The organism is Aquabacter sp. L1I39, assembly GCF_017742835.1.
Taxonomy (GTDB): Bacteria; Pseudomonadota; Alphaproteobacteria; order Rhizobiales; family Xanthobacteraceae; genus L1I39.
In genome coordinates, this window is the sequence record NZ_CP072392.1 from 1,670,887 (window position 1) to 1,694,724 (window position 23,838).

Genomic DNA, 23,838 nt, shown 5'->3' on the forward strand with positions numbered 1-23,838 from the left:
TTGTGCGATTTACGTACAGCTTGTTCGCGATGCGAACAGAAACGATCCCTAAAAGCCTGTCAAGGCGACTCTTTAAAGCAAGGCTAAAGCACGGAAATTTCCTCTTATTTTCAGTATTTTCCCGCATACGCTCAGAATTCATGTGCAAATGCAGCATCGAATCTGATTGACGCCTCTCCGACACCAGCCCACACAAGGGTCGAATTTGTTCGCATTACGAACACAAAAATTGGGGAGCCAATGACCCAGGCTTATATCTGCGACGCCGTCCGCACCCCCATCGGCCGCTATGCCGGCGCCCTCTCCTCCGTCCGCCCCGACGACCTCGCGGCCCTTGCCATCAAGGCGCTGATGGATCGCGTGCCCGGCATCGACGCCGAGGCCATTGACGACATCATCCTGGGCTGCGCCAACCAGGCCGGCGAGGACAATCGCAACGTGGCGCGCATGGCGGGCCTGCTCTCCGGCCTGCCCATCGACGTGCCCGGCTCCACCCTCAACCGCCTGTGCGGCTCGGGCATGGACGCGGTGGGGACCGCTGCCCGCGCCATCAAGGCGGGCGAGGCCGGGCTGATGATCGCCGGCGGCGTGGAAAGCATGAGCCGCGCGCCCTTCGTCATGGGCAAGGCCGACAGCGCCTTTTCCCGCGCGGCCAAGATCGAGGACACCACCATCGGCTGGCGGTTCGTCAACGCGCAGATGAAGGCGCTGCACGGCACCGATTCCATGCCCGAGACCGCCGAGAACGTGGCCGAGGACTTCGCCATCTCCCGCGAGCGGCAGGATGCCTTCGCTTTGGAAAGCCAGCGCCGGGCCGCCGAAGCCTGGGCCGCGGGCCGCTTTGCCGACGAGATCATCCCCGTGCCGGTGCCGCAGAAGAAGGGCGACCCCAAGCTCTTCGAGCGCGACGAGCACATGCGCCCCGACACCAAGCTGGAAGACCTCACCCGCCTCAAGGGCGTGGTGAAGCCCGGCGGCACGGTGACCGCCGGCAATGCCTCGGGCGTCAATGACGGTGCCGCCGCGCTCCTCATCGCTTCTGAAGAGGCGGTGAAGCGCTATGGCCTCACCCCGCGCGCCCGCGTGCTCGGCATGGCCACCGCCGGCGTGCCCCCGCGTATCATGGGCATGGGCCCTGCCCCCGCCACCCGCAAGGTGCTGGCGCGCCTCGGCCTGACCCTCGACCAGATGGACGTGATCGAGCTGAACGAGGCTTTCGCCGCCCAGGCCTGCGCGGTGCTGGCGGATCTCGGCCTCCCCGACGATGCCGCCCACGTCAATCCCAATGGCGGCGCCATTGCGCTCGGCCATCCGCTCGGCATGTCCGGCGCGCGCCTGGTGGGCACGGCCATGTACCAGCTTGCGCGCACCGGCGGCCGCTACGGCCTGTGCACCATGTGCATCGGCGTCGGCCAGGGCATCGCCACCGTGATCGAGCGGGTCTGAGCCCGCTCCGAAGACAAACCCCCGACGTTTCCACCCTGGGAGGAAAGATGAAGACCAAGGCTCTCTATGCCGGCCTCATGGCCGGGCTGCTCCTGTCCAGCCCGGCGCTGGCCCAGTATGCCGGCGGCGGCGTCAAGATCGGCGTGCTCACCGACATGTCCGGCGCCTATTCGGACCTCGCCGGCAAGGGCTCGGTGGAAGCCGCGCGCATGGCCATCGAGGATTTCGGCAAGCCCATCAATGGCAAGCCGGTGGAACTGGTCTCCGCCGACCACCAGAACAAGGCCGACATCGCCTCCTCCACCGCCCGCGCCTGGTATGACACGCAGGACGTGGATGCCATCTTCGACATCAACGGCTCGGTGGCGGCGCTCGCGGTGCGCGACGTGGCCAAGGAGAAGGGCAAGGTCGACATCAATTCCGGCGCCGCCTCCATGGCGCTGACCAACAAGGCCTGCTCGCCCACCGGCCTGCACTGGACCTATGACGTCTATTCGCTGGCGGCCGGCACCGGCAATGCGGTGACCAGCGGCGGCGGCAAGTCCTGGTTCTTCATCACCGCCGACTACACCTTCGGGCATGACCTGGAGAACCAGGTGGCCAAGATCGTCAAGGAGAAGGGCGGCACGGTGAAGGGCGCGGTGCGCGCGCCGTTCAACAATGCGGACTTCTCGTCCTATCTGCTCCAGGCCCAGGCCTCGGGCGCCCAGATCATCGGCATGGCCAATGCCGGCGCCGACACCATCAACACCATCAAGCAGGCCCGCGAGTTCGGCATCACCCAGTCCGGCCAGACGCTCGCCGCGCTGCTGCTGTTCCTCACCGACATCAAGTCGGTGGGCCTGGACGCCTCCCAGGGCATGGTGCTGACCACCGGCTTCTATTGGGACTATGACGACAAGACCCGCGCCTGGTCCAAGCGCTTCGCAGAGCGCATGGGCGGCAAGATGCCCACCATGGTGCATGCGGGTGTCTATTCCTCGGTCCTCAACTATCTGAAGGCGGCCGACGCGGCCGGCACCGACGAGGGCGTGAAGGTCATCGCCAAGATGCGCGAGACCCCGGTGGAAGACATGTTCGCCCGCAATGGCAAGATCCGCGAGGACGGCCGCATGGTGCACGACATGTTCCTCGCCAAGGTGAAGGCCCCCAAGGATTCCAAGGGCCCGTGGGACTTCTACGAGATCACCCGCGTGATCCCGGGCGACGAGGCGTTCCAGCCGCTCTCCGAGAGCACCTGCCCGCTGGTCGCCAAGAAGTGAGCCCGCGCCGGCGGGGTGTGCAGACCCCGCCGGCTCCCCTTCCCGTAACGCGCGGCCGCAGGACGGGCGGCCGAGGAGCCGGTCCATGCTGTTTCATGTGCAGATGAACGTGAACATCCCCCACGACTTCCCCGCCGAGAAGGCGGACGCCATCAAGGCGGCGGAGAAGGCCTATGCGCAGGATCTCCAGCGGCAGGGCAAGTGGGTGCATCTGTGGCGCATCGCCGGCCGGTATGCGAACGTTTCCATCTTCGACGTGGAGAGCGTCGACGAGTTGCACACCCTGTTGTCCTCCTTGCCTCTCTTCCCCTTCATGGACATCGTGGTGACGCCCCTGGCGCGCCATCCCTCGGCGATCGGCTGAACAAGAAGAAAGCGGCCACACATGATCGACAAGACGAGACCCGATACGGCGAGCACCGTCGCCGACATTCCGGACGGCGCGACCATCCTGGTGGGCGGCTTCGGCGGGGCGGGCATGCCCCACCAGCTCATCGACGCGCTCATTGAACGCGCGCCCAAGGATCTGACCATCGTCTCCAACAATGCCGGCAACGGCACCACCGGCCTTGCCGCCCTGCTCCAGGCGGGCCTCGTGCGCAAAGTGGTGTGCTCCTTCCCCCGGCAGGTGGATTCCTTCGTCTTCGACAAGCTCTATCGCGACGGCAAGCTGGAGCTGGAACTGGTGCCCCAGGGCAATCTGGTGGAGCGCATTCGCGCCGCCGGGGCCGGCATCGGCGCCTTCTTCACCCCCACGGGCTACGGCACGCCGCTGGCCGAGGGCAAGGAGACGCGCATCATCGACGGGCGCGGCTATGTGCTCGAATATCCCATCAAGGCGGACTTCGCGCTGATCAAGGCGTTCAAGGGCGACCGCTGGGGCAACCTCATCTACCGCAAGACCGCCCGCAATTTCGGGCCGGTCATGTCCACCGCCGCCAAGGTGACGGTGGCCCAGGTGGAGGAGATCGTGCCGCTGGGATCGCTCGACCCCGAATCCATCGTCACCCCCGGCGTGTTCGTGGACCGCGTGGTCGCGGTCGGAACGGGAGCCTCGGCATGAGCAGCAGCACTTTCGTCCCCTGGACCCGCGTCGAGATGGCCAAGCTCATCGCAAGGGACATTCCCGAAGGCGCGGTGGTCAATATCGGCATCGGCATGCCCGGCCTGGTGGCGGACCACCTGCCCGCCGACCGGGAAATCCTGCTCCATGCGGAGAATGGCATCCTCGGCATGGGTCCCAAGCCCGGCGACAATGCGGTCGACATGGACCTCATCAATGCCGGCAAGGAGCCCGTGACGCTTCTGGAAGGCGGCGCCTTCTTCGATCACATGATCTCCTTCTCCATGATGCGGGGCGGGCACTTGGACATCGCCGTCCTCGGCGCCTTCCAGGTGGCGGAGAATGGCGACCTCGCCAACTGGGCCACCAATGACGCCAATGCCATCCCCGCCGTCGGTGGCGCCATGGACTTGGCGGTGGGCGCGGCCAACGTGTTCGTCATGATGGAACTGCTCACCAAGAAGGGCGAATCCAAGCTGGTGCACCGCTGCACCTATCCGCTGACCGGCCTTGGCTGCGTCAACCGGGTCTATACCGACCATGCGGTGCTGGATATCGACGCCGACGGCTTCGTCCTGCGCGAACTGGCGCCGGGCCTCACCCTCGACGAACTGAAGGCGCGCACCGGGTTGGAAATCCGCGCGGCCTGAGGCGGGAGACTTCCAATGGCTTATATGATCGAGACCTTCGACAAGCCCGGCTCGGCGGACCTGCGCACCGCCACCCGTGACGTGCACCTCGCCTTCCTGGACGCCCACAAGCACCTGCTGCTCGCCTGCGGCGCCAAGCTGGACGAAGAGGGCAATGCCGCCGGCGGCGGGCTCTATGTGGTGGACGTGGAGACGCGGGCGGAGGCGGAAGCCTTCATCGCCGCCGATCCCTTCACCACCGCCGGCCTGTTCGAGCGCGTGGTGATCCAGCGCTGGCGCAAGGCCTATGTGGACGGGGTCTGCTACCTGCCGGGAGCCCCGAAGTGACGTCCGGCGCAGGGCGCACCCTCGTCACGGGCGGCGCCAGCGGCATCGGCCTTGCGGTGGTCCGGCGGGAAATCGCGGCGGGCCGCGCGGTGGTGGTGCTCGACCGCGCCCCGCCCCCCGGCGACGTGGCCGCCGGCTTCATCGCCGTCGACATGATGGATGCGGCGGCCACCGATGCCGCGCTGAAAGCCGTGCTGGCGGACGGCCCCATCACCCGCCTCGTCAACAATGTGGGCCTGGTGCGGCCAGCGACCGTCGACGACACCACGCTCGACGACCTTGAAGCGGTCATGCGCCTGAATGTGGGCGCCACGCTCCAGTGCACGCAGGCGCTGCTGCCCGGCATGCGGGCGGCGGGCTTCGGGCGGATCGTGAACGTCTCCAGCCGCGCCGCCTATGGCAAGGACCTGCGCAGCGCCTATGCCGCCAGCAAGGCCGGTCTGCTCGGCCTGACGCGCACCTGGGCGCTGGAACTGGGCCGTGACGGCATCACCGTGAATGCGGTGGCCCCCGGCCCCATCGCCACCCCCCTCTTCACCGCCGCCAACCCGCCCGACGCGCCCCGCACCCGCGCCATCATCGAGGCCATTCCGGTCGGCCGCATGGGCACGCCGGAGGACGTGGCGGATGCCATCTGCTTCTTCCTGGGCGATGCCGCCGGCTTCGTGACCGGCCAGACACTGCCGGTCTGCGGCGGCATGACGGTGGGCAAAAGCGTGGTCTGAGGCCCCGCACAAGGCTCCGCGAAAGAAAGAGGCATCACATGTCCAACCCGCGCTGGACCCGCCGTCCCGAAGGCTCCACCTGGGGCGATTTCGGGCCGGACGATGAACTGGGCCGCCTCAACCTCATCACGCCGGAGAAGGTGCGCGCCGCCGTCGCCGAGGTGCGGGAGGGCCGCACCTTCTGCCTCTCCCTTCCGCTGGACCGGCCCGGTGGCAATGTGGTGAATGCCCGCCGCTTTCCCCCGGTCCTGGTGCCCACCGGCCCCGCCGAAACGCCGCGCTACAACGCCCTGCTGTGCCACGACGATGCCAGCTTCGTGGACGTGGTGTGCGACGACAAGGTGGAAATCTGCCTGCAATATTCCACCCAGTGGGACAGCTTCGCCCATGTGGGCGCCCTGTTCGACGTGAGCGGCACGGGGCGGCCGGAACCGGTCTATTATAACGGCTTCCGCGCCGGCATCGACATTGTCGGGCCCAAGGACGCCGCCGAGCGCGGCATCCCCTCCGGGGCCCGGCGCCTGGGCATCCAGAATGCCGCCGCCCATGGCGTGCAGGGGCGCGGCGTGCTGGTGGACCTGCTCTCGCCCTTCGGCGAAGACCGACACTTGGTGGGCTATGACGACCTGATGCGGGTGCTGGAAGCCCAGAAGGTGGTGGTGGAGGAAGGCGACATCCTCTGCCTCTATACCGGATTCACCGACCTCATCATGGCCATGGACGGTGCCCCCGATCCCGACCGCCTCGCCCGCGCCTGCGCGGTGCTGGATGGGCGCGATACCAAGCTTCTCGACTGGATCGCCGACAGCCGCATCTCGGCCCTGGTGGCGGATAATTACGCGGTGGAGCAATTGCCCGCCCGCAAGCTCGCCGCCAATTCCCAGGCGTCCATGCCGCTGCACCATCATTGCCTGTTCAAGCTGGGCGTGCCGCTCGGCGAATTGTGGTGGCTCTCAGGGCTGGCGGCGCGCCTGAAGGCCACCGGCCGCAGCCGCTTCCTGCTCACCGCCCCGCCCTTGCGCCTGCCCGGCGCGGTGGGCTCGCCCGTGACCCCCATCGCCACCGTCTGATCCCCGCCGGTCCCGTCGGACCGTCTCGCATCGGTCTTGCGGAACGCCTAAATCCGTCCGTTGTGTCTCCTGGAGCCCACCATGCCCTTCATCCTCACCGGCCCCCTCGTCACCCATTACGACCTCGCCGGCCCGGAGGGCGCTCCCGTCCTGCTGCTCGCCAATTCGCTGGGCACCAGCTTCCATGTGTGGGATGCCATCGTCCCGGCGCTCACCACCCGCTACCGGGTGCTGCGCTATGACATGCGCGGCCACGGCCTCACCGATGCCGCCCCGCTGCCGGGCGAGACGCAGGGCTATTCCATCTCGGAGTTGGCGGGCGACGCCTTGGCGCTCATGGATGCGCTGGGCATTGCGAAGGCCCATGTGGTGGGCCTGTCCATCGGCGGCATGGTGGCCCAGCATCTGGCGGCTTATGCGCCGGACCGGGTGGACCATGTGGTGCTGTGCGACACGGCTGCCGTCATCGGCCCGGCCTCGGTGTGGAACGACCGCATCGTCGGCATCCGCCGCGACGGCCTGCCCGCCATCGCGCCGGGCGTCATGGCCCGCTGGTTCACCGACGGCTTACGCGCAGCCCGCCCCGATCTCATCCGCGGCTATGTGAACATGGTCGCCCGCACCACGCTGGAGGGCTATCTGGGCTGCGCCATGGCGGTGCGCGATGCGGACCTGCGCGAGGCCGGTGCGAAGATCGCCGCGCCGGTGCTGGTGATCGTGGGCGACAAGGATCCCTCCACCCCGCCCGCATCCGCTGAAGCACTGGCGCAAGGCATTTCCGGCGCGCGGCTTGAGATGATCGCGGACGCCTCGCACATTCCTTGCGTCGAGCAGCCTGAGGCGCTCGCCCGCCTGCTGCTGGGCTTCCTTCCGGACTGAGCGGGCGGACCCTATGGCGCGCTGGCCCGCCCGCGCGCCATCAGTTCCGGCAGGCGCTGGCGATTTAGCGCCAGCCATTGCAGGGCCAGCAGCAAATAGCCATTGCAGGAGCGGCCGGGCTCAAGCAGCGTGAGCGCCGCGTCCACCGGCACGGTGAAGGGGCGCGTCACCTCCTGCTCGACCGCCGCGCCCGCCTGCTCCGGCACCCGGGAGGCATCCACGAGGCCGAGGAACAGGTCGCAGCTTTCGTCCGTCACGCCCGGCGTGGGTAGGAAGGTGAAGAGCGGCTCCAGGTGATAGGGCTCCAGCCCGATCTCCTCCAGGCATTCCCGCCGCGCCGCCTCCGCCGCGTCCTCGCCCCGCTCCACCCGGCCGGCAACGATCTCCACCAGTTCGCCCCGCCCGGTGGCCAGATGCGCCGAGAGGCGGAACTGGCGGATCAGCACCAGGACATTTCGCGCGGGATCCACGCACAGCACCCCGGCCACCCGCCCCACCCGGATCACGTCCCGCGAGAGCTGGTCTATGGTGCCGTCGGGATGGCGCAGCGTGACGCCATACTGCTCATAGGTGAGATAGGACTTCGCCAGGGTCTCAGGTGCGGACAGGTCGATATCCGCAATCGCATCGCCGAGCAGCCCGCCCGTCTCGCTCCCGCTCATTGCGCCACCACTCCGGCCTGGGCGGTCTCCAGATTGAAGGCCGCCGCGAACAGAGCCTTGGTATAGGCCTCGCGCGGCGCCTCGAACACCTGCCGCGCCGGGCCTTCCTCCACCACCTTGCCGCCCTTCATCACCAGGATGCGGCTTGCGAGCGCCGAGACCACCCGCAGATCGTGGGAAATGAACATGTAGGTGAGGTTACGCCGGCGCTGGAGGGAGCGGAGCAGGTCCACGATCTGCGCCTGCACCAGCATGTCCAGCGCCGAGGTGGGCTCGTCCAGCACCACGAAAGAGGGTTCAAGCGCCATGGCCCGGGCGATGGAGATGCGCTGGCGCTGGCCGCCAGAGAATTCGTGCGGATAGCGATGCCGCATCTCGGGATCAAGGCCCACATCCACCAGCGCCGCGATCACGCGCTCTTCCCGTGCCTGGGACGAGAGGCCGGGCTGATGCACCTCCAGCCCCTCCCCCACGATGTCGCCCACCGCCATGCGGGGAGAGAGGGCGCCATAGGGGTCCTGGAAGACGATCTGCATGTCCTTACGCAGGGGCCGCATCTGGGCAAAGCGCAGGCCGTCGATGCGGCGGCCGAGATAGGCGATGGGCCCGGCGGAGGAAATAAGGCGCAGCATGGCCAGCCCCAAAGTGGTCTTGCCGGAGCCGGATTCCCCCACCACCCCCAGCGTCTCGCCCTGGTGAACGGACACGGTCACCCCATCCACCGCCTTCACATGGCCGATGGTCCGCCGAAGGATGCCGCGCTTGATGGGGAAATGGACCTTCAGATCCTCGGTGGCCACCACCACCGGCGCGTCCGGGGCGGCGGGGGCCGGGTCGGGCTTGGGCTCGGCATGGAGCAGCGCCTGCGTGTAGGGGTGGCGGGGACGCTGGAAAGTGTCTTCCGCGCTGCCCTGCTCCACGATCTCCCCGTGCCGCATGACGCAGACCCGGTCCGCGATCTTGCGCACGATGCCCAGGTCATGGGTGATGAACAGCATGGCCATGCCCAGGCGACCTTGCAGCTCCTTCAGCAGCTTGAGGATCTGCGCCTGGACGGTGACGTCGAGCGCGGTGGTGGGCTCGTCGGCGATCAGCAGGTCCGGTTCGTTGGCGAGCGCCATGGCGATCATGACGCGCTGCCGCTGGCCGCCGGACAATTGATGGGGATAGGCGGACAGCCGGCTTTCCGGATCGGGCAGGCCCACCTCGTGCAGCAGTTCCAGCGTCCGCTTGCGGGCGGCCGCCGTCGACAGGCCGCGATGGAGGATGAGCATCTCCCCCACCTGCCGCTCGATGGTGTGAAGCGGGTTCAAGGAGCTCATGGGCTCCTGGAACACCATGGTCACGTCATTGCCGCGCACCCCGCGCAAGTCCCGGTCCGGCAAGGTGAGCAGGTCCTGCCCCTTGAACAGGATGCGGCCAGAGGGGTGGCTGGCGGCCGGATAGGGCAGGAGCTTGAGGATGGACAGGGCGGTCACCGACTTGCCGGAGCCCGATTCCCCCACCAGCGCCACGGTCTCGCCCGCGCCCACCTGGAAGGACACGCCCTTCACCGCCAGGGTATCCGTTCCGTCCCGGCGGAAGGCGACGGACAGGTTCTCGACGGACAGAAGGGGCGCGGCGGCTTCGGTCATGAGAGCTGCTCCAGAAGGGCAGAAAGGTCACGGGCGTTCGTGTCCACCACGGGCAGCGGCGCATGGGCCGCAAGACGCTTGTCGCCGGTAATGATGTGAGAGCAGCCTGTGCACTCGGCACTGGCCAAGTGTATGGCATCCGGCAGCTTCAGGCTGGGATGAGCGGCGCGAATACGGGCGGCGGTGAACAGGACATCACGCGAGACGGCGAGGCAATCCAGTTGGCCTCCCTCTGCCAGAAGACCAGCATAGATTTCGATGCGTGAAAAATCGCGCTCGCGGATGGGCGCCACCAGAATCTCCGCCACGGACAATTGGCTGGTCACAGCGGCGAAGTCGGCGGAACGATGCTCCATGATGGCGACCATAGCCTCCGCCGCTCGCGGCTCCCCCTCCATTGCCAGGATGATGGCATTGGCATCCAGATAGACGCGCACCGTCTAGCGATCCCACTCGTCGCGAAGCGCACGGATCCGCGCCACCGCCTCGGTGGCGCTGACCCCGCTACGCGCTAGCCGCATCCGCGCCTCCGAGGGGCCGACTGGGCGCGCATCGTGCAGAATCTGGTCCAGCCGCACGTCGAAAGGCTGGCGCGGAGAGCCACCTTCCACGGTGACGGTGACTGTGGCGCCGACGGGAAGCCCGTCCCGCAAATCCTCCGGCAGCTTCTCCACCGGGTAGTGTTCGCGCACGATCCTGGTCATGGGGTCATCTCCGCCGCCATCCTACCACACTCACCCGAAGGTCTTGCGCGGGTCGAAGGCGTCGCGGACGGCTTCGCCGATGAAGATAAGCAAGGTCAGCATCAGGCCCACGGTAAAGAAGCCGGTCAGCCCCAGCCAGGGGGCCTGGATGTTGGCCTTGCCCTGGGACAAAAGCTCGCCCAGCGAGGGCGAGCCGGGGGGCAGGCCGAAGCCGAGAAAGTCCAAGGCGGTGAGCGTCATCACCGAGGAGGACAGGATGAACGGCAAAAGCGTGAGGGTGGCCACCATGGCATTGGGCAGGATGTGGCGCACGATGAGGGTGAAATTGCCCACCCCCAGCGCCCGCGCCGCCTGCACATATTCGAAGTTGCGTGCCCGCAGGAATTCCGCCCGCACCAGCCCCACCAGCGCCACCCAGGAGAAGAGCAGCAGGATGCCGAGCAGCACCCAGAAGCCCGGCACCAGCACGGACGAGATGATGAGCAGCAGATAGAGGGAGGGAATGGCGGTCCAGATCTCGATGAAGCGCTGGAACAGGAGGTCCACCCAACCGCCGAAATAGCCCTGCACCGCGCCCGCCGCCACCCCGATGATGGAGGAGATGATGGTCAGGGTCAGGCCGAACAGCACCGAGATGCGGAAGCCGTAGATCAGGCGGGCCAGCACGTCGCGGCCCTGGTCATCGGTGCCGAGCCAGTTCATTTCCAGGCCCGAGCAGCCCGACACGCCCTTGCGCTCGGCCGCCGCCTTGCACTGCGCCTCGGTGAGCATCCAGGTGGGTGGCGAGGGGGCCGGCGTGGGCAGGTCGAGATTGTGGGTGGAATAGGAGAAATGGATGAGCGGCCAGATCATCCAGCCGCCTTTTTCCGCGATCAACTTCTTCAGGTACGGGTCGCGATAATCCGCCGTGGTCTCGAAGTCGCCGCCGAACGTGGTCTCCGGATAGGCCTTCACCACGGGGAAATAATAGGCGCCCTCATAGCTCACCAGGATCGGCCGGTCATTGGCGATGAACTCGGCGAACAGGCTGAGCACGAACAGGATGGTGAAGAGAACGAACGACCACCAGCCGCGCCGGTTGGCACGGAAGTTCCGCACCCGGCGCTGGTTGAGCGGCGAGAGCCAGCTGGGCTTGGCGGGGACGGCGGGCGGCGGGGACGCGGGAGGGACGGAAGCGAGCGTATCCATGCCTCACACCTCCCGGCTCTCGAAGTCGATCCGTGGGTCCACCAGCATGTAGGTGAGATCGGACAGGAGCCCCACCAGGAGGCCGGCCAGCGAAAAGATATAGAGCGTGCCGAACACCACCGGATAGTCTCGGTTGAGCACGCTTTCGAACCCCAGAAGCCCCAGACCATCCAGCGAGAAGATGGTCTCGATCAGGAGCGAGCCGGTGAAGAAGGCGGAGATGAAAGCGGACGGGAAGCCGGCGATCACGATCAGCATGGCATTGCGGAACACATGCCCGTAAAGCACCCGCCGCTCCGGCAGGCCCTTCATGCGGGCGGTGGTCACATATTGCTTGCGGATCTCTTCCAGGAACGAGTTCTTGGTCAACAATGTCATGGTGGCGAAGGCGCCGAGCACCATGGAGGTGAGCGGCAGCACCAAATGCCAGGCATAGTCGGCGATGCGCTCCGGCCAGGACATCTGCACCCAATTGTCCGAGGTCAGCCCCCGAAGCGGGAACCAGTCCAAGAACGACCCGCCGGCGAACAGGATGATGAGCAGGATGGCGAACAGGAAGGAGGGGATGGCATAGCCGACGATGATGACTGCCGAGGTCCACACATCGAAGCGCGAGCCGTCCCGCATGGCCTTGGCGATGCCCAAGGGAATGGAGATGGCATAGGTCAGAAGCGTCATCCACAGGCCGAGCGAGATGGAGACCGGCAGCTTCTCCGCGATCAGATCGAGCACGCCGATGTCGCGGAAATAGGAGCGGCCGAAGTCGAAGCGCACATAGTTCCAGATCATCTGGAGGAAGCGCTCATGGGCCGGCTTGTCAAAGCCGAACTGCTTTTCCAGCTCCGCGATGAATTTCGGGTCGAGCCCCTGGGCGCCGCGATATTTGGACGAGGCATCCGCTCCGCCCGCGCCCGGCGCCCGCGCACCGCCCGAGAAGTCGCCGCCTTGGCCCGAGACGCGGGCGGTGGCGGAGACGTCATCGCCGGTGAGCTGGGCGATCACCCGCTCCACCGGCCCGCCGGGGGCGAACTGGATGACCACGAAGGACACCAGCATGATGCCGAGGATGGTCGGGATCATCAGGGCCAGGCGTCGGACGATATAGGCGAGCATCGTGTCTCCGCTTTCCGCGTCACCGTGCGGTCAGGCCGGCGCTGCGTCAACCGCTCAGGCGGGCTTGTGCCACCAGGTGTCGAGGACGCCGGTGTCGTATTTGGGCGGGACGGGCGGGCGACCGAACACATCCCAATAGGCCACCCAGTGGGACGGCTTGTACCATTGGGGCACCCAATAGCGGCCCGCGCGCAGCACCCGGTCGAGGGCGCGGCAGGCGGTCACCAGCTCGGGCCGGGTCTGGGCGGCGAGCGCCACGCTGATGAGCCCGTCCACGGCACTGTCGGAGATGCCCGAGACATTGTTCGAGCCGCGCGTGCGCGCCGCCTCGCTGCCGAAATAGGCCCGCAATTCCTCGCCCGGATTGAGCGAGACGGAATAGCGGCGCACCAGCATGTCGAAGTCGAAATCCTTCAGCCGCGCCTGATATTGCGCGGGATCGACGATCCGGAAGGTGGCCTCGATGCCCAGCACCTTCAGATTGCCGATATAGCGCGAGGTGTGCCGCTCGAAGGCACCGTCATCGTCCAGGAACTCGATGGTCAGCGGCTGGCCCTTGCCATCCACCAGCCGGCCCTGCTGCACCACATAGCCCGCCTCCTTCAGGAGCGCGGCGGCGCGGCGCAATTGCGCCCGGTCCTGTCCGGAGCCGTCGGTGACGGGCGGCACATAGGGCTCGCCGAACACTTCCTCTGGCAGGCGGTCGCGATAGGGCGCGAGCAGCTTTTCCTCCGCAGGCGAGGGCTTGCCCTGCGCCATCAGGTCGGAATTCTGGAAGAACGAGACCGTCCGCTCATACTGGCCGAACATCAGGTTCTTGTTGGTCCACTCGAAATCAAAGGCGAGCGCGATCGCCTCGCGCACTGTGCGGTCGTAGAATTTCGGCCGGCGGGTGTTGAAGAACCAGCCCTGCGCACCCGAAGGCGTGTTGTCGGGCAGCACGTCCCGCTTCACCCGCCCGTCTTTCACCGCCGGGAAGTCATACTGGGTCGCCCAAGCACGGGAGGTGAATTCCTGTCGATAGAGATAGGCGCGTGCCTTGAAGGCCTCGAATCCCACCTCCCGGTCGCGGAAATATTCGTAGCGCACGGTATCGAAGTTGAAGCGGCCGCGATTGACCGGCAGGTCCGCCGCCCAATAGGTAGGCACCCGGTCATATTCCACGAACCGCCCCACCTCGAAGCGGCCCACCTTGTAGGGGCCGGAGCCGAGCGGCGGGTCAAGCGTGGTCTCCTCAAACTTGCGCGCGCTGTAATAGGCTTTGGAGAAGATGGGCAGGCTGGCGGCATAAAGGGGCACGTCGCGGGGGCGCTGGGCTGAAAAGCGCAGCACCACCACGCCGGGTCCCTCTGCCTCGGCGCCGGAAAACTCCTGGAGCGCCTGTCGGATCAGGGGATGGCCCTGGCTCTTCAGCGTCTCCAGCGAGAACACCACATCCTCGGCGGTCAGCGGCGTACCGTTGTGGAAGCGCGCTTCGGGCCGGAGCGTGAAGCGATAGACGCGCCCGTCCTCGGTGATGGTGACGGAGGAGGCGACGAGACCATAGAGGCTGTCCGGCTCGTCCGTGGCCCGCACCATCAGGGCGTCGAACACCAGCGCGAGGCCCTGTGCGCCGTCGCCCCGCAAGATGTAGCCGTTCAGCGAGTTGAAGGTCTGGAACGACTGGTTATAGGCCGCCGTGGGTCCGATGAGGGAGAAGGCGCCACCCTTGGGGGCGTTGGGGTCCACATAGGCGAAGTGGCTGAAGTCGGCCGGGTATTTCAGGTCGCCGAAGGCCGAGAGCCCGTGGCGCTCACCCGTTTCCGCCGCCCGGGCACTGCCATTGCCTCCCAGCACCGCCCCAAGGGGTGGCAGGAAGAGACCCGCGCCGGCGGCAGCGGAGAGCTTCAGGACGGAACGCCGGTCAAGGCCGCTCATGGCTTGGCATTCCCCACCTTCGCCGCCTTGGCGGCATCCCACCACCAGATGGTGGGGAAGCCGAAGGAATAGCGCGGCAATTGGGGCGGATGGGAGAACCGGTCCCAGCGCGCGGTGCGGGTGAAATTGAGCGTCCAGGCGGGGATGACGAAGTCGTTCCACAGCAGCACCCGGTCCAGCGCATGGGCGGCGGCCACCAGTTCCTCGCGGTCGCTGGCATAGATGACCTTCTCGATCAGCGCGTCCACCGCCGGGTCGGCGATGCCGGCATAGTTGCGCGAGCCGTCGCGCTTGGCCGATTCGGAGCCCCAGAAGTCGCGCTGTTCATTGCCCGGCGAGAGCGACTGGCCCCAGGCGGCGACGATCATGTCGAAGTCGCGGGCGCGGACGCGGTTGATATATTGGGCATTGTCCACCACCCGCACGGACACGGCGATGCCGAGCCGCTCCAGAGCGGGCTTGTAGAACAGGGCGACGCGCTCGAAGCTCGGCCGGTCCACCAGGATTTCCAAGGTGAAGGGCTCGCCCTTGGCATCCACCAGCTGGCGCCCCTTCACCTGATAGCCCGCTTCCTTCATCAATTCGGCCGCCTTGCGCAGATTGGCGCGGCGGGCTTCCTCGGTGCCCGCGACGGGATTCGTGTAGGGCGTGGTGAAGAGGGCGGGCGGCACCTTGTCCTTCACGCCCTGGAGGATATCCAGCTCCTGGCCAGCGGGAATCCCGGTCGCGGCCAGCTCGGTGCCGGCGAAATAGCTGGAGACGCGGGTATATTGGTCGAAGAAGAGGGTGTGGTTCATGCCCTCGAAGTCGAGCGCGTAATTGAGCGCGCGGCGCACGCGGGCATCCTGGAACTTGGCCCGGCGGAGGTTGGGCACGAAGGCCTGCATGACGCCCGACGCCCGGTTCTCGAACATTTCCAGCACCACCTTGCCGTCGGTGCGGGCCGGGAAGTCATAGGCCGTGGCCCAGTTCTTGGCCGAGATTTCCACCCGGAAATCATACTGGTCGGCCTTGAACGCTTCCAGCTCCACCGTATCGTCGCGGTAATATTCGTAGCGGATCTCGTCGAAATTGTTGGTGCCCACATTCACCGGCAGCTGGGCACCCCAATAATCCTTCACCCGCTCATAGACGATGGTCCGGCCGGGCACGAAGGACTTGATCTTGTAGGCGCCCGAGCCGAGCGGCGGCTCCAGGGTGCCCTGGGTGATGTCGCGGGGACGCCCGCTGCTGTCCGTGCCCGTCCACCAATGCTTGGGCAGGATGGTCATCTCGCCCACGATCTGCGGCAGCTCGCGATTGCCGCCCTGATCGAAGGTGAAGGTGACGTCGCGCTCCCCGGTCTTCTCCACCGACTTCACATGGCGATAATAGAAGGCTTGGCCGGGGCTGTTCTTGGTGATCACGTCGAAGGACCACACCACGTCGTCGGGCGTGATGGGCGTGCCGTCATGCCAGCGCGCCTCGGGGCGCAGGCGATAGGTGACGGAGGAGAAGTCGGAGGGATAGCGCAGTCCCTCGGCGATGAGGCCATAGGCGGTAGCCACCTCGTCGTAGGACTGGGTGGTGAGCGTATCGTAGATCAGCCCGAGCCCAGCGGCGGCGGCCCCGCGCGGGATCACAGAATTGAAGCTGTCGAAGGTCCCGCTCTCGGAGAGCCGCAACGCGCCGCCCTTGGGGGCGTCGGGGTTCACATAGTCGAAATGCTTGAAATCCGGAGGATATTTCGGACCCCCCATGAGCGAGGTCGCGGCGCGGAACGGGGCGTTGGCCTCCTGCGCCGACGCCGGACCCGCGCAGGCGAGAAGCGCCACGGCGAGGGCGAGGCGGCGGACCATCAGCTTCATGGAGAACTCCGGATCTGCGATGCGGGGGGATGCCACAGGAATAGCCGATTATGACCCCCGGCGCGACGGCAGAAAGATGGCGGCCGGCCCCCTCCGCCCCCCGCTCAAGCGAGCGTGACCGGCAAACGTGCCCTGTGCCGCCTTCCCAGCGCCCCCCTGCCGCACGATGGGATGGCCGGCATCGCGAGCCGGCCCCAACGAAAAAGGCCGCCCCGAAGGACGGCCTCTGACGGATCGAACCCCATCGAAGGGCAGGACGGCCCTTCAGGCTGCCCTCACTGCGGCTTGGCCTCGGAAGGCGCAGGCGCGGAGGGCGTTACCCCGCCCGGCGCAGCGCCGGCCGGCGCGGGCGCGGAAGGGGTCGCCTCCTTGGCCGGCTCGGCGGAGGCCGTCGGCAGGGGCTTGGGATCGTGGGACAAGGTGTTGAGATAAGCGATCAGGTCTGCCCGCTCGGTCTCCTTGCCGAGGCCGGCAAAGGCCATGGCGGTGCCCGGAATATAGGCCTTCGGATTGGCCAGGAAGGCGTTCAGATCCTGGGGTGTCCAGTCGCCGCCCTTGTCCTTCATGGCCGTGGAATAGGCAAAGCCCGGAGCGCTCGCCTTCGGGCGGCCGACAATGCCGTAGAGGTCGGGACCCACCTTGGCGCCCGCGCCTTCCTGGAAATTGTGGCAGGCCACGCACTTCTTGGCAACGTTGGCTCCCTTCTCGGGAGAGGCGGTGGCGAACAGCTGCTCGATCGGCACTTCCGCGGGCTTGGTGGCCACGGCTTCCGACGGGCCCTCTGGCACGGCGATCTCATAGCCGGGCTTGGCAGGGGCCTCGGGTGTGAAGATGATCTGCGAGACGATACCGAGACCGAGCGTGAGCGTCAGAGTTCCCAGCACCGCGCCCGCGATTTTGTTCAATTCGAAACTATCCATCGGCGCTTCGCTCCTCGGAGCCCCAAGATTCTAGCCAGTTCCGCGCGCACAGTTAGGCGGCGCGCCCTTAAGGGTGCTGCCGTTCGGACACTAATCATGTTGGTTCGCCCCGCGCAACCCGGTGGGGGCGCGCCCAAATGGCACGTTTGGCCTTGCCGTGCGCGCCTTTGAGGCGCCCCGTCACCGCCGATCCCAACGGCTTTCGCGATGCCGGCGCGCCCTCGGCGCCACTCGCCCACGCTGACGCAGCGGCCGCCACGCGGCGACCCGTCGCATCCGCAGGCGCCAGGTGACGCCGGAAACCGGGCCGCCGGACCCGCCACCGCAATTGCCGATGGACAGGAGCCGCGCGGCGGTGAATATCCGCCCGCCGCGCCATCACGACGCGCGGCCGGTGCCGCCGGGGGGATTCGGCCCGATCGAGGAAAGAGATATCCGGCCCGCCCAGCGCCGGCCCAGACGAGGAGAATGCCATGAGCCGCCGCATCGTGTTCCAGGGAGAGCCGGGCGCGAACTCGCACATTGCGTGCCGCGACACCTATCCCGACCATGAGGCGGTGCCCTGCCCCACCTTCGAGGACGCGTTTGCGGCGGTGGAAGGCGGCACGGCGGACCTCGCCATGATCCCCATCGAGAATTCCGTGGCCGGCCGCGTGGCCGACATCCACCACCTCTTGCCCCGGGCGAGCCTCAACATCATCGGCGAGTACTTCCTGCCCCTCTCCCACCAACTCATGGCGGTGAAGGGGGCGAGCCTGGCCACGCTGAAGACGGCACAGAGCCACGTCATGGCGCTCGGCCAGTGCCGCAAGGCCCTGCGCACCTTGAGCCTTGCCCCGGTCATTGGCGCCGACACCGCCGGCTCTGCCCGCGAGATCGCCGAGGCCCAGGACATCAGCCGCGCCGCCATCGCCTCGCGCCTCGCCGCCGAACTCTATGGCCTCGATATCCTGGCCGAGAATATCGAGGACGAAGCCCACAACACCACCCGCTTCGTTATCCTCTCCAAGGAGGGGGACTGGGCAAGCCCGGCCGAGGGGCCGGTGGTGACGTCGTTCGTCTTCCGCGTGCGCAACGTTCCCGCCGCGCTCTACAAGGCGCTGGGCGGCTTTGCCACCAATGGCGTGAACATGACCAAGCTGGAATCCTACCAGATGGACGGCCAGTTCACGGCCACCCAATTCTATGCCGACGTGGACGGTCACCCGGACGACCAGGGCCTGAAGTTCGCGCTGGAAGAGCTGGCCTTCTTCTCCCGCGAACTGCGCATCCTGGGCGTCTATCCCGCCCATTCCTACCGGCTGGGTCTGAACGGCCACGGCTGAGGGCGACGCGCCTTCAGTGGTCGAAGCGCAGGATGATGCGGGCCTTGCCGCCGACGCGGCCGAAGGTCACCTTGTCGCCGAGGCCCTTCAGGAGGTAGGCGGCAAAGCGCGCCACCTCCTGCGCGTCCCCCAGCAGCGCCTCCGGCGAGGGGCGCTCCTTGGGCACTTCCAGCACCGCGCCGTCATAGATCACGAACACGTCCAGGTGGGTCTCGTCGAAGCGCGCGCGCAATTCGACCGGACCCTCGGCGATGCCGTTATCCACCACCACCTCCAGCGCCTGGGCGGCAACCGGAATGGCGGCGGCGATTACGTCCCGCCGCGCCCCCCACATGTCGCCCTGCTGCTCCAGAAAGGTGCGCACGGTGAGGAAGGCATTGGCGCCCTCCTCGACCTGCAGCGCACTCTCCTTGGAAATGCCGATGCGCATGATGAGGTTGAGCAGCATGGCCGCGCAGATGGCCACCGTCAGCGGGTTTGAGAACAGCGGCTGGATGGCCGGATGCAACTGCTCCTTCAGCGGCAGCAGTGCCACCGACATGCCCGCCAGGATGGACAGGCCCACCAGGAACACCCGGCGCTCGGAGAGACGGCGGGAGAGGATGAGGTCCATGCCCGCCACCAGCAGATAGGCGGACGTATAGAGCAGGATGCCGCCGATCACCGGCGAGGGAATGAGGGTGAGCGCCACGATGGCCTTGGGGAAGAAGGCCGTGGCGAAGATCACGACGCCCGCGCAAATGCCGATGATGCGGGCGGTGGCGCCGGTGGCAAACGCCAGGCCCACGGCGGAGGAGGACAGGCCGCACTGGAAGCCCGTGGTCAGGCCGTTCAGGATGTTGCCGAGGCCCACCGTGGAGATGGCCCGCCCGGCGGCGCCCATGTCGGCCCGCCGCCAGTCCGCATCGTTCATCTTCTCCAGCGAGACGGTGGTGGAGAGCACGTCCATGAAGCTCATCATCACCACCAAAGCGAGCAGCGGGAACAGGCTCGGCGCCAGGGTCAGGCCCGGAAGCGCCAGCGCCGGCAGGTCCACGAACTCCACCTCGGCCAAGGTCTTCGCCATGTCGGGCTGAAGCACGCCGAACGGAACGGCCAGCAACCAGCCCAGGGTCGCGCCCGTCACCACCGCGAACAGCTTGAAGCGGCGCGGGGCGAACACGGTGATGCCCACGATCAGCGCCAGCGTGGCCATGGAGACGGTGAGCGCGCCCGGCCGGACAAGGGCGGCTCCCCCCTCCAGCCCCAGCGCCCGGCGAAGCGCCGGCCCCGCCAGCGACATGCCGAGCATGAGCACGGCGACGCCGCACACTTCCGGCGGGGCGAGGATGCGCATGGGCCGGGCAAGGCGCGCCATGAACACCTGGCAGACCCCCACCATGAGCGTGGTGGCCGCCATCAAGGGCGGCCCGCCCAGGGTCAGCGCCTGCACCGCCAGCGGCAAGCCGCTGGGCGAGGGAATGTGCACGCCCAGATAACCGCTGCCGATGCGGGTGCGCGCGCTCTGGAGAATGGTGGCAAGGCCCATGGACATGGTGCATGCGGTCATCACCGCCTGCATCTCGTGGGCACCCAGATGCGCCTCGCTGGCGGCCACGAGGGGATAGATGAGGAAGGTGAGGGCCAGCATGGCATGCTGGACCGAGAGCGGGACCAGGGTGGAAAGCGGAACCTTGTCGTCGAGGCCATAGACCAGGGTGGACGGCCGACGGGTGGGTCGCGCCGAGCCGCGCGGCGGCGCCAGCCAGCGCCGAACTCCTCTTGCGATCCGCCTCACATGGCCCAGATGGGCCGCTCCGGTCTGCTGCTCCACTGCCTCACCCGCTGCGGCGCGAATCGGGCCGCTGTTTTGCCGGCCCCATGGTGGACCGGCCGGACCGCGGAACTCAATCGTCACCGAAGCGATTCGTGACGCCCGAAGCAGGCGCGCGTCGCACCGGCGTCTAGACGCGCTCGACGAAGGCCCGCACCAGATGATGGGCGATGGCCACCGGCGGCGGCACGAACAGGCCGTCGGGGTGGGTGCGCGTGAGCATGCGTGCCGCCTCGCGCTTGCTGAACCAGCGGGCGCCCTCCAGCTCCTTGGCGTCCATGACGATCTCGTCGGACGTCGCCTCGGCGAGGCAGCCAATCATGAGGGACATGGGAAAGGGCCAGGGCTGGCAGGAATGATAGGTTACCCGCCCCGTGGTGATGCCCGCTTCCTCCAGCACCTCGCGCCGCACCGCTTCCTCGGCGGTCTCGCCGGGCTCCACGAAGCCAGCGAGGCAGCTCCACATGCCCGGCGCGAAATGGGGCTGGCGCCCCATCAGGCACAGATCGCCCCGATGGGCGAGCATGATGACCACCGGGTCGGTGCGCGGAAAATGCTGGGCGCCGCAGGAGGGGCAGTCCCGCCGCCAGCCACCCTCGACGATGCGAGATTCCGAGCCGCAATTGGAGCAGAAGCGGTGACGGCCGTGCCAGGCCAGCATCGCCTTGCCGCAGGCGATCGCGGCCAGGTCCCCAGGCGGCAGCTGGCCGGCAACGGCGATGGAGCGCAGATCGGACACGAAGAGGCCCGCCGCCTCCATCTCCTCGCGCCGGCCGGGATCAAAGCGCATGGCAAAGCGCGGCGCGCCATCCCTGAGGCCAAGGAAGATGGGGCGGATGCCGCCAAGGGCTTCCGCATGCTCGCGCTCGAACAAGGGCTCCAGCCACTCGCCCAGCTTACGCGCGGCCACCAGCTCGCCGCCCATGAGATAGATGCGGGCATCCCGCCTTGCGAGCAGGCTCTCCGCCTCGCCGCGCAGATGGGCCGCCCGGTCGAGCGGGCTGTCCACATAGCCAAGCGTCGGCCAGGGGCCGAGGTCGGGAAGGTCGGAGGAAGACATGGGAAAGGTCGCCTGAGGCGGTGGATGCGGGAGGCGGACGGTGGCACGGGCGGGGGCGAGAGGCAAGGTGGCAGGAAAGACGTGACGACGGACGGGAGGAAAGGCGGCTCCCCTTCCCCCTCACACTTCGAACGTCACCGCCACCGGCACATGGTCGGAGGGCTTCTCCCAGCTGCGCGCCTCGCGCAGCACGGTCAGGTCGCGGGCGAGCGGGGCCAGCGAGCGGCTGGTCCAAACATGGTCGAGGCGGCGACCGCGATCATTGGCGGTCCAGTCGGGGGAGCGGTAGCTCCACCAGGTGAAGAGCTTTTCCGGCGGGCTGACGAACTGGCGCATCACATCCACCCAGGGGCCGGAAGCCTGCCAGCGGCCCATGCGCTCCACCTCCACCGGGGTATGGCTGACCACGCTCAAGAGCTGCTTGTGGCTCCACACATCGCTCTCCAGCGGCGCGATGTTCAAATCGCCCACCAGCATGGCATGGCCGGCCGGATCGTTGGCCTGTTCCGCAAGGCGAGGCCATGCGGTGGCCTCGTCCAGGAAGGCGAGCTTGTGGGCGAACTTGGGGTTGAGGTCGGGATCGGGAATATCGCCGCCGGCGGGCACGTAGAAATTGTGGATGGTCAGCGGCGCGGAGAGCCCTTGCGCCACGGTCACCGAGACGTGACGGGCATCGCCCTTGCCGCAGAATTCCTGCCGTTCCACCGCCGCGAAGGGGAGCTTCGAGAAGGTGGCGACCCCGTGCCAGCCCTTCTGCCCATTGAGAGCGATGTGGGCGAACCCCATCTCCTTGATGGCATTGAGGGGGAACTTGTCGTCCTGGCACTTGGTTTCCTGGAGGCACAGCACGTCCGGCTTGAGGCGGGCGACGGCCTCCTTGACCAGGTCGAGGCGGATGCGGACGGAATTGATGTTCCAGGTGCAGACGGTCAGCGAACGGGCCACGGGCAGGTTCCGGTGGTTGGGGCAGGAGGGTGCCCCCGGCGGGGGCGCAGTTGTGCACCGCATCAGCCGCGCTCTGGTGCTGAAGGTCAAGTGCAGGGTCGCGCCCCACCGCAATGCGCGGTAAAATCATCACGCCTTCCGCGGCGCGACAGTTGACATATTCGCGCGGAAAGAATTGGAAAGCGGGTCACGGATGTGGGGCGCATCCAGGGAACGATGCGGGCGCGCCATGGGGCGTCCGGTCCGATCGAGGTCGAAATGAACACGGATCTGTCTGAGATCGAAGGCGCCCGCATCTTCGTCGCCGGCCACCGCGGGATGGTCGGGTCCGCCCTGGTGCGGCGGCTCGCCCGCGAGAAGGTGGAGGTGCTGACCGCCTCCCGGGCGGAGCTGGACCTTGCCTCGCGGGCCGGCGTGACCGCCTATATGAAGCGCGAGCGGCCGGACTTCGTCTTCATGGCGGCGGCCAAGGTGGGCGGCATCTTCGCCAATGATGCCTTCCCGGTGGACTTCCTGCGCGAGAATCTGGAAGTGGAGATCGCCACCGTCAGCGCCGCCCACGAGGCGGGCGTGCGCAAGCTGGTGTTCCTGGGCTCGTCCTGCGTCTATCCGAAGCTCGCCCCCCAGCCCATCCATGAGGACAGCCTGCTGTCCGGGCCGCTGGAACCCACCAATGAGTGGTACGCCATCGCCAAGATCGCCGGCATCAAGCTGTGCCAGGCCTTCCGCCGCCAGTATGGCGCGGACTATGTGAGCGTGATGCCCACCAACCTCTATGGCCCGGGCGACAATTACCACCCCGAGCATTCCCACGTACCCGCCGCGCTCATCCGGCGCATGCATGAGGCCAAGCTTGCGGGGGCGCCGAGCGTGACGGTGTGGGGCACCGGCACCCCCCGGCGCGAATTCCTGTTCGTGGACGATCTGGCGGATGCCTGCCTCCACGTCCTGCGCACCTATTCGGATGCGGAGCCGCTGAACATCGGCTGCGGGCGGGACATGACCATCGCCGACTTCGCCCATCAGATCGCGGCCGTGACCGGCTATCGCGGAGAGATCGTCTTCGACACCTCCAAGCCCGACGGCACGCCGCGCAAGCTGCTCGACGTGTCCCGCCTGACTGCGCTCGGATGGACCGCCCGGACGCCGCTCAAGGACGGCCTTGCGGCCGCCTATGCCGACTTCCAGGCCCGCTTCCATCCCGCCCGGGACTTATGCGCCTGAGGGCGGGAGCAGGCCGGGCGGCAGGCCGCCCGGCTTTCAGGTGAGACCGGGTCGTTCATCGCCT

23 protein-coding genes are annotated in these 23,838 nt (G+C 67.4%); 11 read left to right on the forward strand and 12 right to left on the reverse strand.

Annotated features, from left to right (window positions below):
* The first annotated feature begins 240 nt into the window (after positions 1 to 240).
* From pcaF to pcaD, 9 genes are all read left to right on the forward strand, one after another.
* Positions 241 to 1,446: a 3-oxoadipyl-CoA thiolase gene (pcaF, locus tag J5J86_RS07225; RefSeq protein ID WP_209104213.1), complete on the forward strand. Its 1,206-nt coding sequence runs from the start codon at positions 241 to 243 to the stop codon at positions 1,444 to 1,446.
* 47 nt (positions 1,447 to 1,493) lie between these two features.
* Positions 1,494 to 2,708 carry an ABC transporter substrate-binding protein gene (locus J5J86_RS07230; RefSeq protein WP_209104214.1) on the forward strand — a complete coding sequence of 405 codons (1,215 nt, stop codon included), beginning with the start codon at positions 1,494 to 1,496 and terminating at the stop codon, positions 2,706 to 2,708.
* A gap of 85 nt (positions 2,709 to 2,793) precedes the next feature.
* A complete protein-coding gene (catC, locus tag J5J86_RS07235) occupies positions 2,794 to 3,072 on the forward strand; it encodes a muconolactone Delta-isomerase (RefSeq protein ID WP_209104216.1) in 279 nt (92 codons plus the stop codon).
* 24 nt (positions 3,073 to 3,096) lie between these two features.
* Positions 3,097 to 3,771, forward strand: a complete 675-nt coding sequence (locus J5J86_RS07240; protein WP_209105290.1) for a 3-oxoacid CoA-transferase subunit A — start codon at positions 3,097 to 3,099, stop codon at positions 3,769 to 3,771.
* Complete coding sequence (locus tag J5J86_RS07245) at positions 3,768 to 4,421, forward strand: 3-oxoacid CoA-transferase subunit B (RefSeq protein WP_209104218.1); 654 nt, start codon at positions 3,768 to 3,770, stop codon at positions 4,419 to 4,421. Before J5J86_RS07240 ends, J5J86_RS07245 begins: the two co-directional genes overlap by 4 nt.
* A gap of 15 nt (positions 4,422 to 4,436) precedes the next feature.
* Positions 4,437 to 4,748, forward strand: a complete 312-nt coding sequence (locus J5J86_RS07250) for a YciI family protein (protein WP_209104220.1) — start codon at positions 4,437 to 4,439, stop codon at positions 4,746 to 4,748.
* On the forward strand, positions 4,745 to 5,473 hold the full coding sequence (locus tag J5J86_RS07255) for an SDR family NAD(P)-dependent oxidoreductase (protein WP_209104221.1): 729 nt from the start codon (positions 4,745 to 4,747) through the stop codon (positions 5,471 to 5,473). The genes J5J86_RS07250 and J5J86_RS07255 overlap by 4 nt, the downstream gene beginning before the upstream one ends.
* Before the next feature lie 38 nt (positions 5,474 to 5,511).
* Positions 5,512 to 6,543 (forward strand): cyclase family protein, encoded by a 1,032-nt coding sequence (locus tag J5J86_RS07260; RefSeq protein WP_209104223.1) that lies wholly within the window; start codon positions 5,512 to 5,514, stop codon positions 6,541 to 6,543.
* Between the two features lie 81 nt (positions 6,544 to 6,624).
* Positions 6,625 to 7,422, forward strand: coding sequence for a 3-oxoadipate enol-lactonase (gene pcaD / locus J5J86_RS07265; protein WP_209104225.1), 798 nt, complete (start codon positions 6,625 to 6,627; stop codon positions 7,420 to 7,422).
* 11 nt (positions 7,423 to 7,433) lie between these two features.
* On the opposite strand, the gene J5J86_RS07270 is transcribed toward pcaD, so the two are convergent.
* From J5J86_RS07270 to J5J86_RS07310, 9 genes are all read right to left on the reverse strand, one after another.
* Positions 7,434 to 8,084, reverse strand: a complete 651-nt coding sequence (locus J5J86_RS07270) for an NUDIX domain-containing protein (protein WP_209104227.1) — start codon at positions 8,082 to 8,084, stop codon at positions 7,434 to 7,436.
* The gene (locus J5J86_RS07275) at positions 8,081 to 9,718 is read right to left on the reverse strand and encodes an ABC transporter ATP-binding protein (RefSeq protein WP_209104228.1); all 1,638 of its coding nucleotides are present in this window, start codon (positions 9,716 to 9,718) and stop codon (positions 8,081 to 8,083) included. The genes J5J86_RS07270 and J5J86_RS07275 overlap by 4 nt, the downstream gene beginning before the upstream one ends.
* The gene (locus J5J86_RS07280) at positions 9,715 to 10,155 is read right to left on the reverse strand and encodes a type II toxin-antitoxin system VapC family toxin (protein WP_209104230.1); all 441 of its coding nucleotides are present in this window, start codon (positions 10,153 to 10,155) and stop codon (positions 9,715 to 9,717) included. Before J5J86_RS07280 ends, J5J86_RS07275 begins: the two co-directional genes overlap by 4 nt.
* Positions 10,156 to 10,158: 3 nt before the next feature.
* Positions 10,159 to 10,422 carry a hypothetical protein gene (locus J5J86_RS07285; protein WP_209104232.1) on the reverse strand — a complete coding sequence of 88 codons (264 nt, stop codon included), beginning with the start codon at positions 10,420 to 10,422 and terminating at the stop codon, positions 10,159 to 10,161.
* Between the two features lie 30 nt (positions 10,423 to 10,452).
* The gene (locus J5J86_RS07290; protein ID WP_209104234.1) at positions 10,453 to 11,610 is read right to left on the reverse strand and encodes an ABC transporter permease; all 1,158 of its coding nucleotides are present in this window, start codon (positions 11,608 to 11,610) and stop codon (positions 10,453 to 10,455) included.
* 3 nt (positions 11,611 to 11,613) lie between these two features.
* The gene (locus J5J86_RS07295) at positions 11,614 to 12,723 is read right to left on the reverse strand and encodes a microcin C ABC transporter permease YejB (RefSeq protein ID WP_209104236.1); all 1,110 of its coding nucleotides are present in this window, start codon (positions 12,721 to 12,723) and stop codon (positions 11,614 to 11,616) included.
* Between the two features lie 54 nt (positions 12,724 to 12,777).
* Positions 12,778 to 14,640, reverse strand: coding sequence for an extracellular solute-binding protein (locus J5J86_RS07300; RefSeq protein WP_209104237.1), 1,863 nt, complete (start codon positions 14,638 to 14,640; stop codon positions 12,778 to 12,780).
* Positions 14,637 to 16,478: an extracellular solute-binding protein gene (locus J5J86_RS07305; RefSeq protein WP_446698681.1), complete on the reverse strand. Its 1,842-nt coding sequence runs from the start codon at positions 16,476 to 16,478 to the stop codon at positions 14,637 to 14,639. The genes J5J86_RS07300 and J5J86_RS07305 overlap by 4 nt, the downstream gene beginning before the upstream one ends.
* A gap of 284 nt (positions 16,479 to 16,762) precedes the next feature.
* The gene (locus J5J86_RS07310) at positions 16,763 to 17,407 is read right to left on the reverse strand and encodes a c-type cytochrome (RefSeq protein ID WP_209104241.1); all 645 of its coding nucleotides are present in this window, start codon (positions 17,405 to 17,407) and stop codon (positions 16,763 to 16,765) included.
* Between the two features lie 473 nt (positions 17,408 to 17,880).
* Between J5J86_RS07310 and J5J86_RS07315 the strand changes: the two genes are divergently transcribed.
* Entirely contained in the window at positions 17,881 to 18,732 is an 852-nt protein-coding gene (locus tag J5J86_RS07315; RefSeq protein ID WP_209104243.1) for a prephenate dehydratase, read from the forward strand.
* A gap of 13 nt (positions 18,733 to 18,745) precedes the next feature.
* Here J5J86_RS07315 and J5J86_RS07320 read toward each other — a convergent pair whose 3' ends face one another.
* From J5J86_RS07320 to J5J86_RS07330, 3 genes are all read right to left on the reverse strand, one after another.
* Positions 18,746 to 20,545 (reverse strand): solute carrier family 23 protein, encoded by a 1,800-nt coding sequence (locus J5J86_RS07320; RefSeq protein ID WP_209104244.1) that lies wholly within the window; start codon positions 20,543 to 20,545, stop codon positions 18,746 to 18,748.
* A gap of 130 nt (positions 20,546 to 20,675) precedes the next feature.
* On the reverse strand, positions 20,676 to 21,605 hold the full coding sequence (nudC, locus tag J5J86_RS07325) for an NAD(+) diphosphatase (protein ID WP_209104246.1): 930 nt from the start codon (positions 21,603 to 21,605) through the stop codon (positions 20,676 to 20,678).
* A 120-nt stretch (positions 21,606 to 21,725) separates the two neighbouring features.
* Positions 21,726 to 22,550 (reverse strand): exodeoxyribonuclease III, encoded by an 825-nt coding sequence (locus J5J86_RS07330; RefSeq protein WP_247658202.1) that lies wholly within the window; start codon positions 22,548 to 22,550, stop codon positions 21,726 to 21,728.
* A 258-nt stretch (positions 22,551 to 22,808) separates the two neighbouring features.
* Between J5J86_RS07330 and J5J86_RS07335 the strand changes: the two genes are divergently transcribed.
* Positions 22,809 to 23,774 carry a GDP-L-fucose synthase family protein gene (locus J5J86_RS07335; RefSeq protein WP_274706699.1) on the forward strand — a complete coding sequence of 322 codons (966 nt, stop codon included), beginning with the start codon at positions 22,809 to 22,811 and terminating at the stop codon, positions 23,772 to 23,774.
* Positions 23,775 to 23,838: the final 64 nt, after the last annotated feature.

Coding starts and splice junctions, on each gene's coding strand:
- J5J86_RS07295 (WP_209104236.1), bottom strand. CDS start 12,723: ATGCTCGCCTATATCGTCCGACGCCTGGCCCTGATGATCCCGACCATC.
- J5J86_RS07230 (WP_209104214.1), top strand. CDS start 1,494: ATGAAGACCAAGGCTCTCTATGCCGGCCTCATGGCCGGGCTGCTCCTG.
- J5J86_RS07270 (WP_209104227.1), bottom strand. CDS start 8,084: ATGAGCGGGAGCGAGACGGGCGGGCTGCTCGGCGATGCGATTGCGGAT.
- pcaD (WP_209104225.1), top strand. CDS start 6,625: ATGCCCTTCATCCTCACCGGCCCCCTCGTCACCCATTACGACCTCGCC.
- J5J86_RS07275 (WP_209104228.1), bottom strand. CDS start 9,718: ATGACCGAAGCCGCCGCGCCCCTTCTGTCCGTCGAGAACCTGTCCGTC.
- catC (WP_209104216.1), top strand. CDS start 2,794: ATGCTGTTTCATGTGCAGATGAACGTGAACATCCCCCACGACTTCCCC.
- J5J86_RS07250 (WP_209104220.1), top strand. CDS start 4,437: ATGGCTTATATGATCGAGACCTTCGACAAGCCCGGCTCGGCGGACCTG.
- nudC (WP_209104246.1), bottom strand. CDS start 21,605: ATGTCTTCCTCCGACCTTCCCGACCTCGGCCCCTGGCCGACGCTTGGC.
- J5J86_RS07290 (WP_209104234.1), bottom strand. CDS start 11,610: ATGGATACGCTCGCTTCCGTCCCTCCCGCGTCCCCGCCGCCCGCCGTC.
- J5J86_RS07335 (WP_274706699.1), top strand. CDS start 22,809: ATGAACACGGATCTGTCTGAGATCGAAGGCGCCCGCATCTTCGTCGCC.
- J5J86_RS07305 (WP_446698681.1), bottom strand. CDS start 16,478: ATGGTCCGCCGCCTCGCCCTCGCCGTGGCGCTTCTCGCCTGCGCGGGT.
- J5J86_RS07300 (WP_209104237.1), bottom strand. CDS start 14,640: ATGAGCGGCCTTGACCGGCGTTCCGTCCTGAAGCTCTCCGCTGCCGCC.
- J5J86_RS07245 (WP_209104218.1), top strand. CDS start 3,768: ATGAGCAGCAGCACTTTCGTCCCCTGGACCCGCGTCGAGATGGCCAAG.
- J5J86_RS07260 (WP_209104223.1), top strand. CDS start 5,512: ATGTCCAACCCGCGCTGGACCCGCCGTCCCGAAGGCTCCACCTGGGGC.
- J5J86_RS07310 (WP_209104241.1), bottom strand. CDS start 17,407: ATGGATAGTTTCGAATTGAACAAAATCGCGGGCGCGGTGCTGGGAACT.
- J5J86_RS07285 (WP_209104232.1), bottom strand. CDS start 10,422: ATGACCAGGATCGTGCGCGAACACTACCCGGTGGAGAAGCTGCCGGAG.
- J5J86_RS07315 (WP_209104243.1), top strand. CDS start 17,881: ATGAGCCGCCGCATCGTGTTCCAGGGAGAGCCGGGCGCGAACTCGCAC.
- pcaF (WP_209104213.1), top strand. CDS start 241: ATGACCCAGGCTTATATCTGCGACGCCGTCCGCACCCCCATCGGCCGC.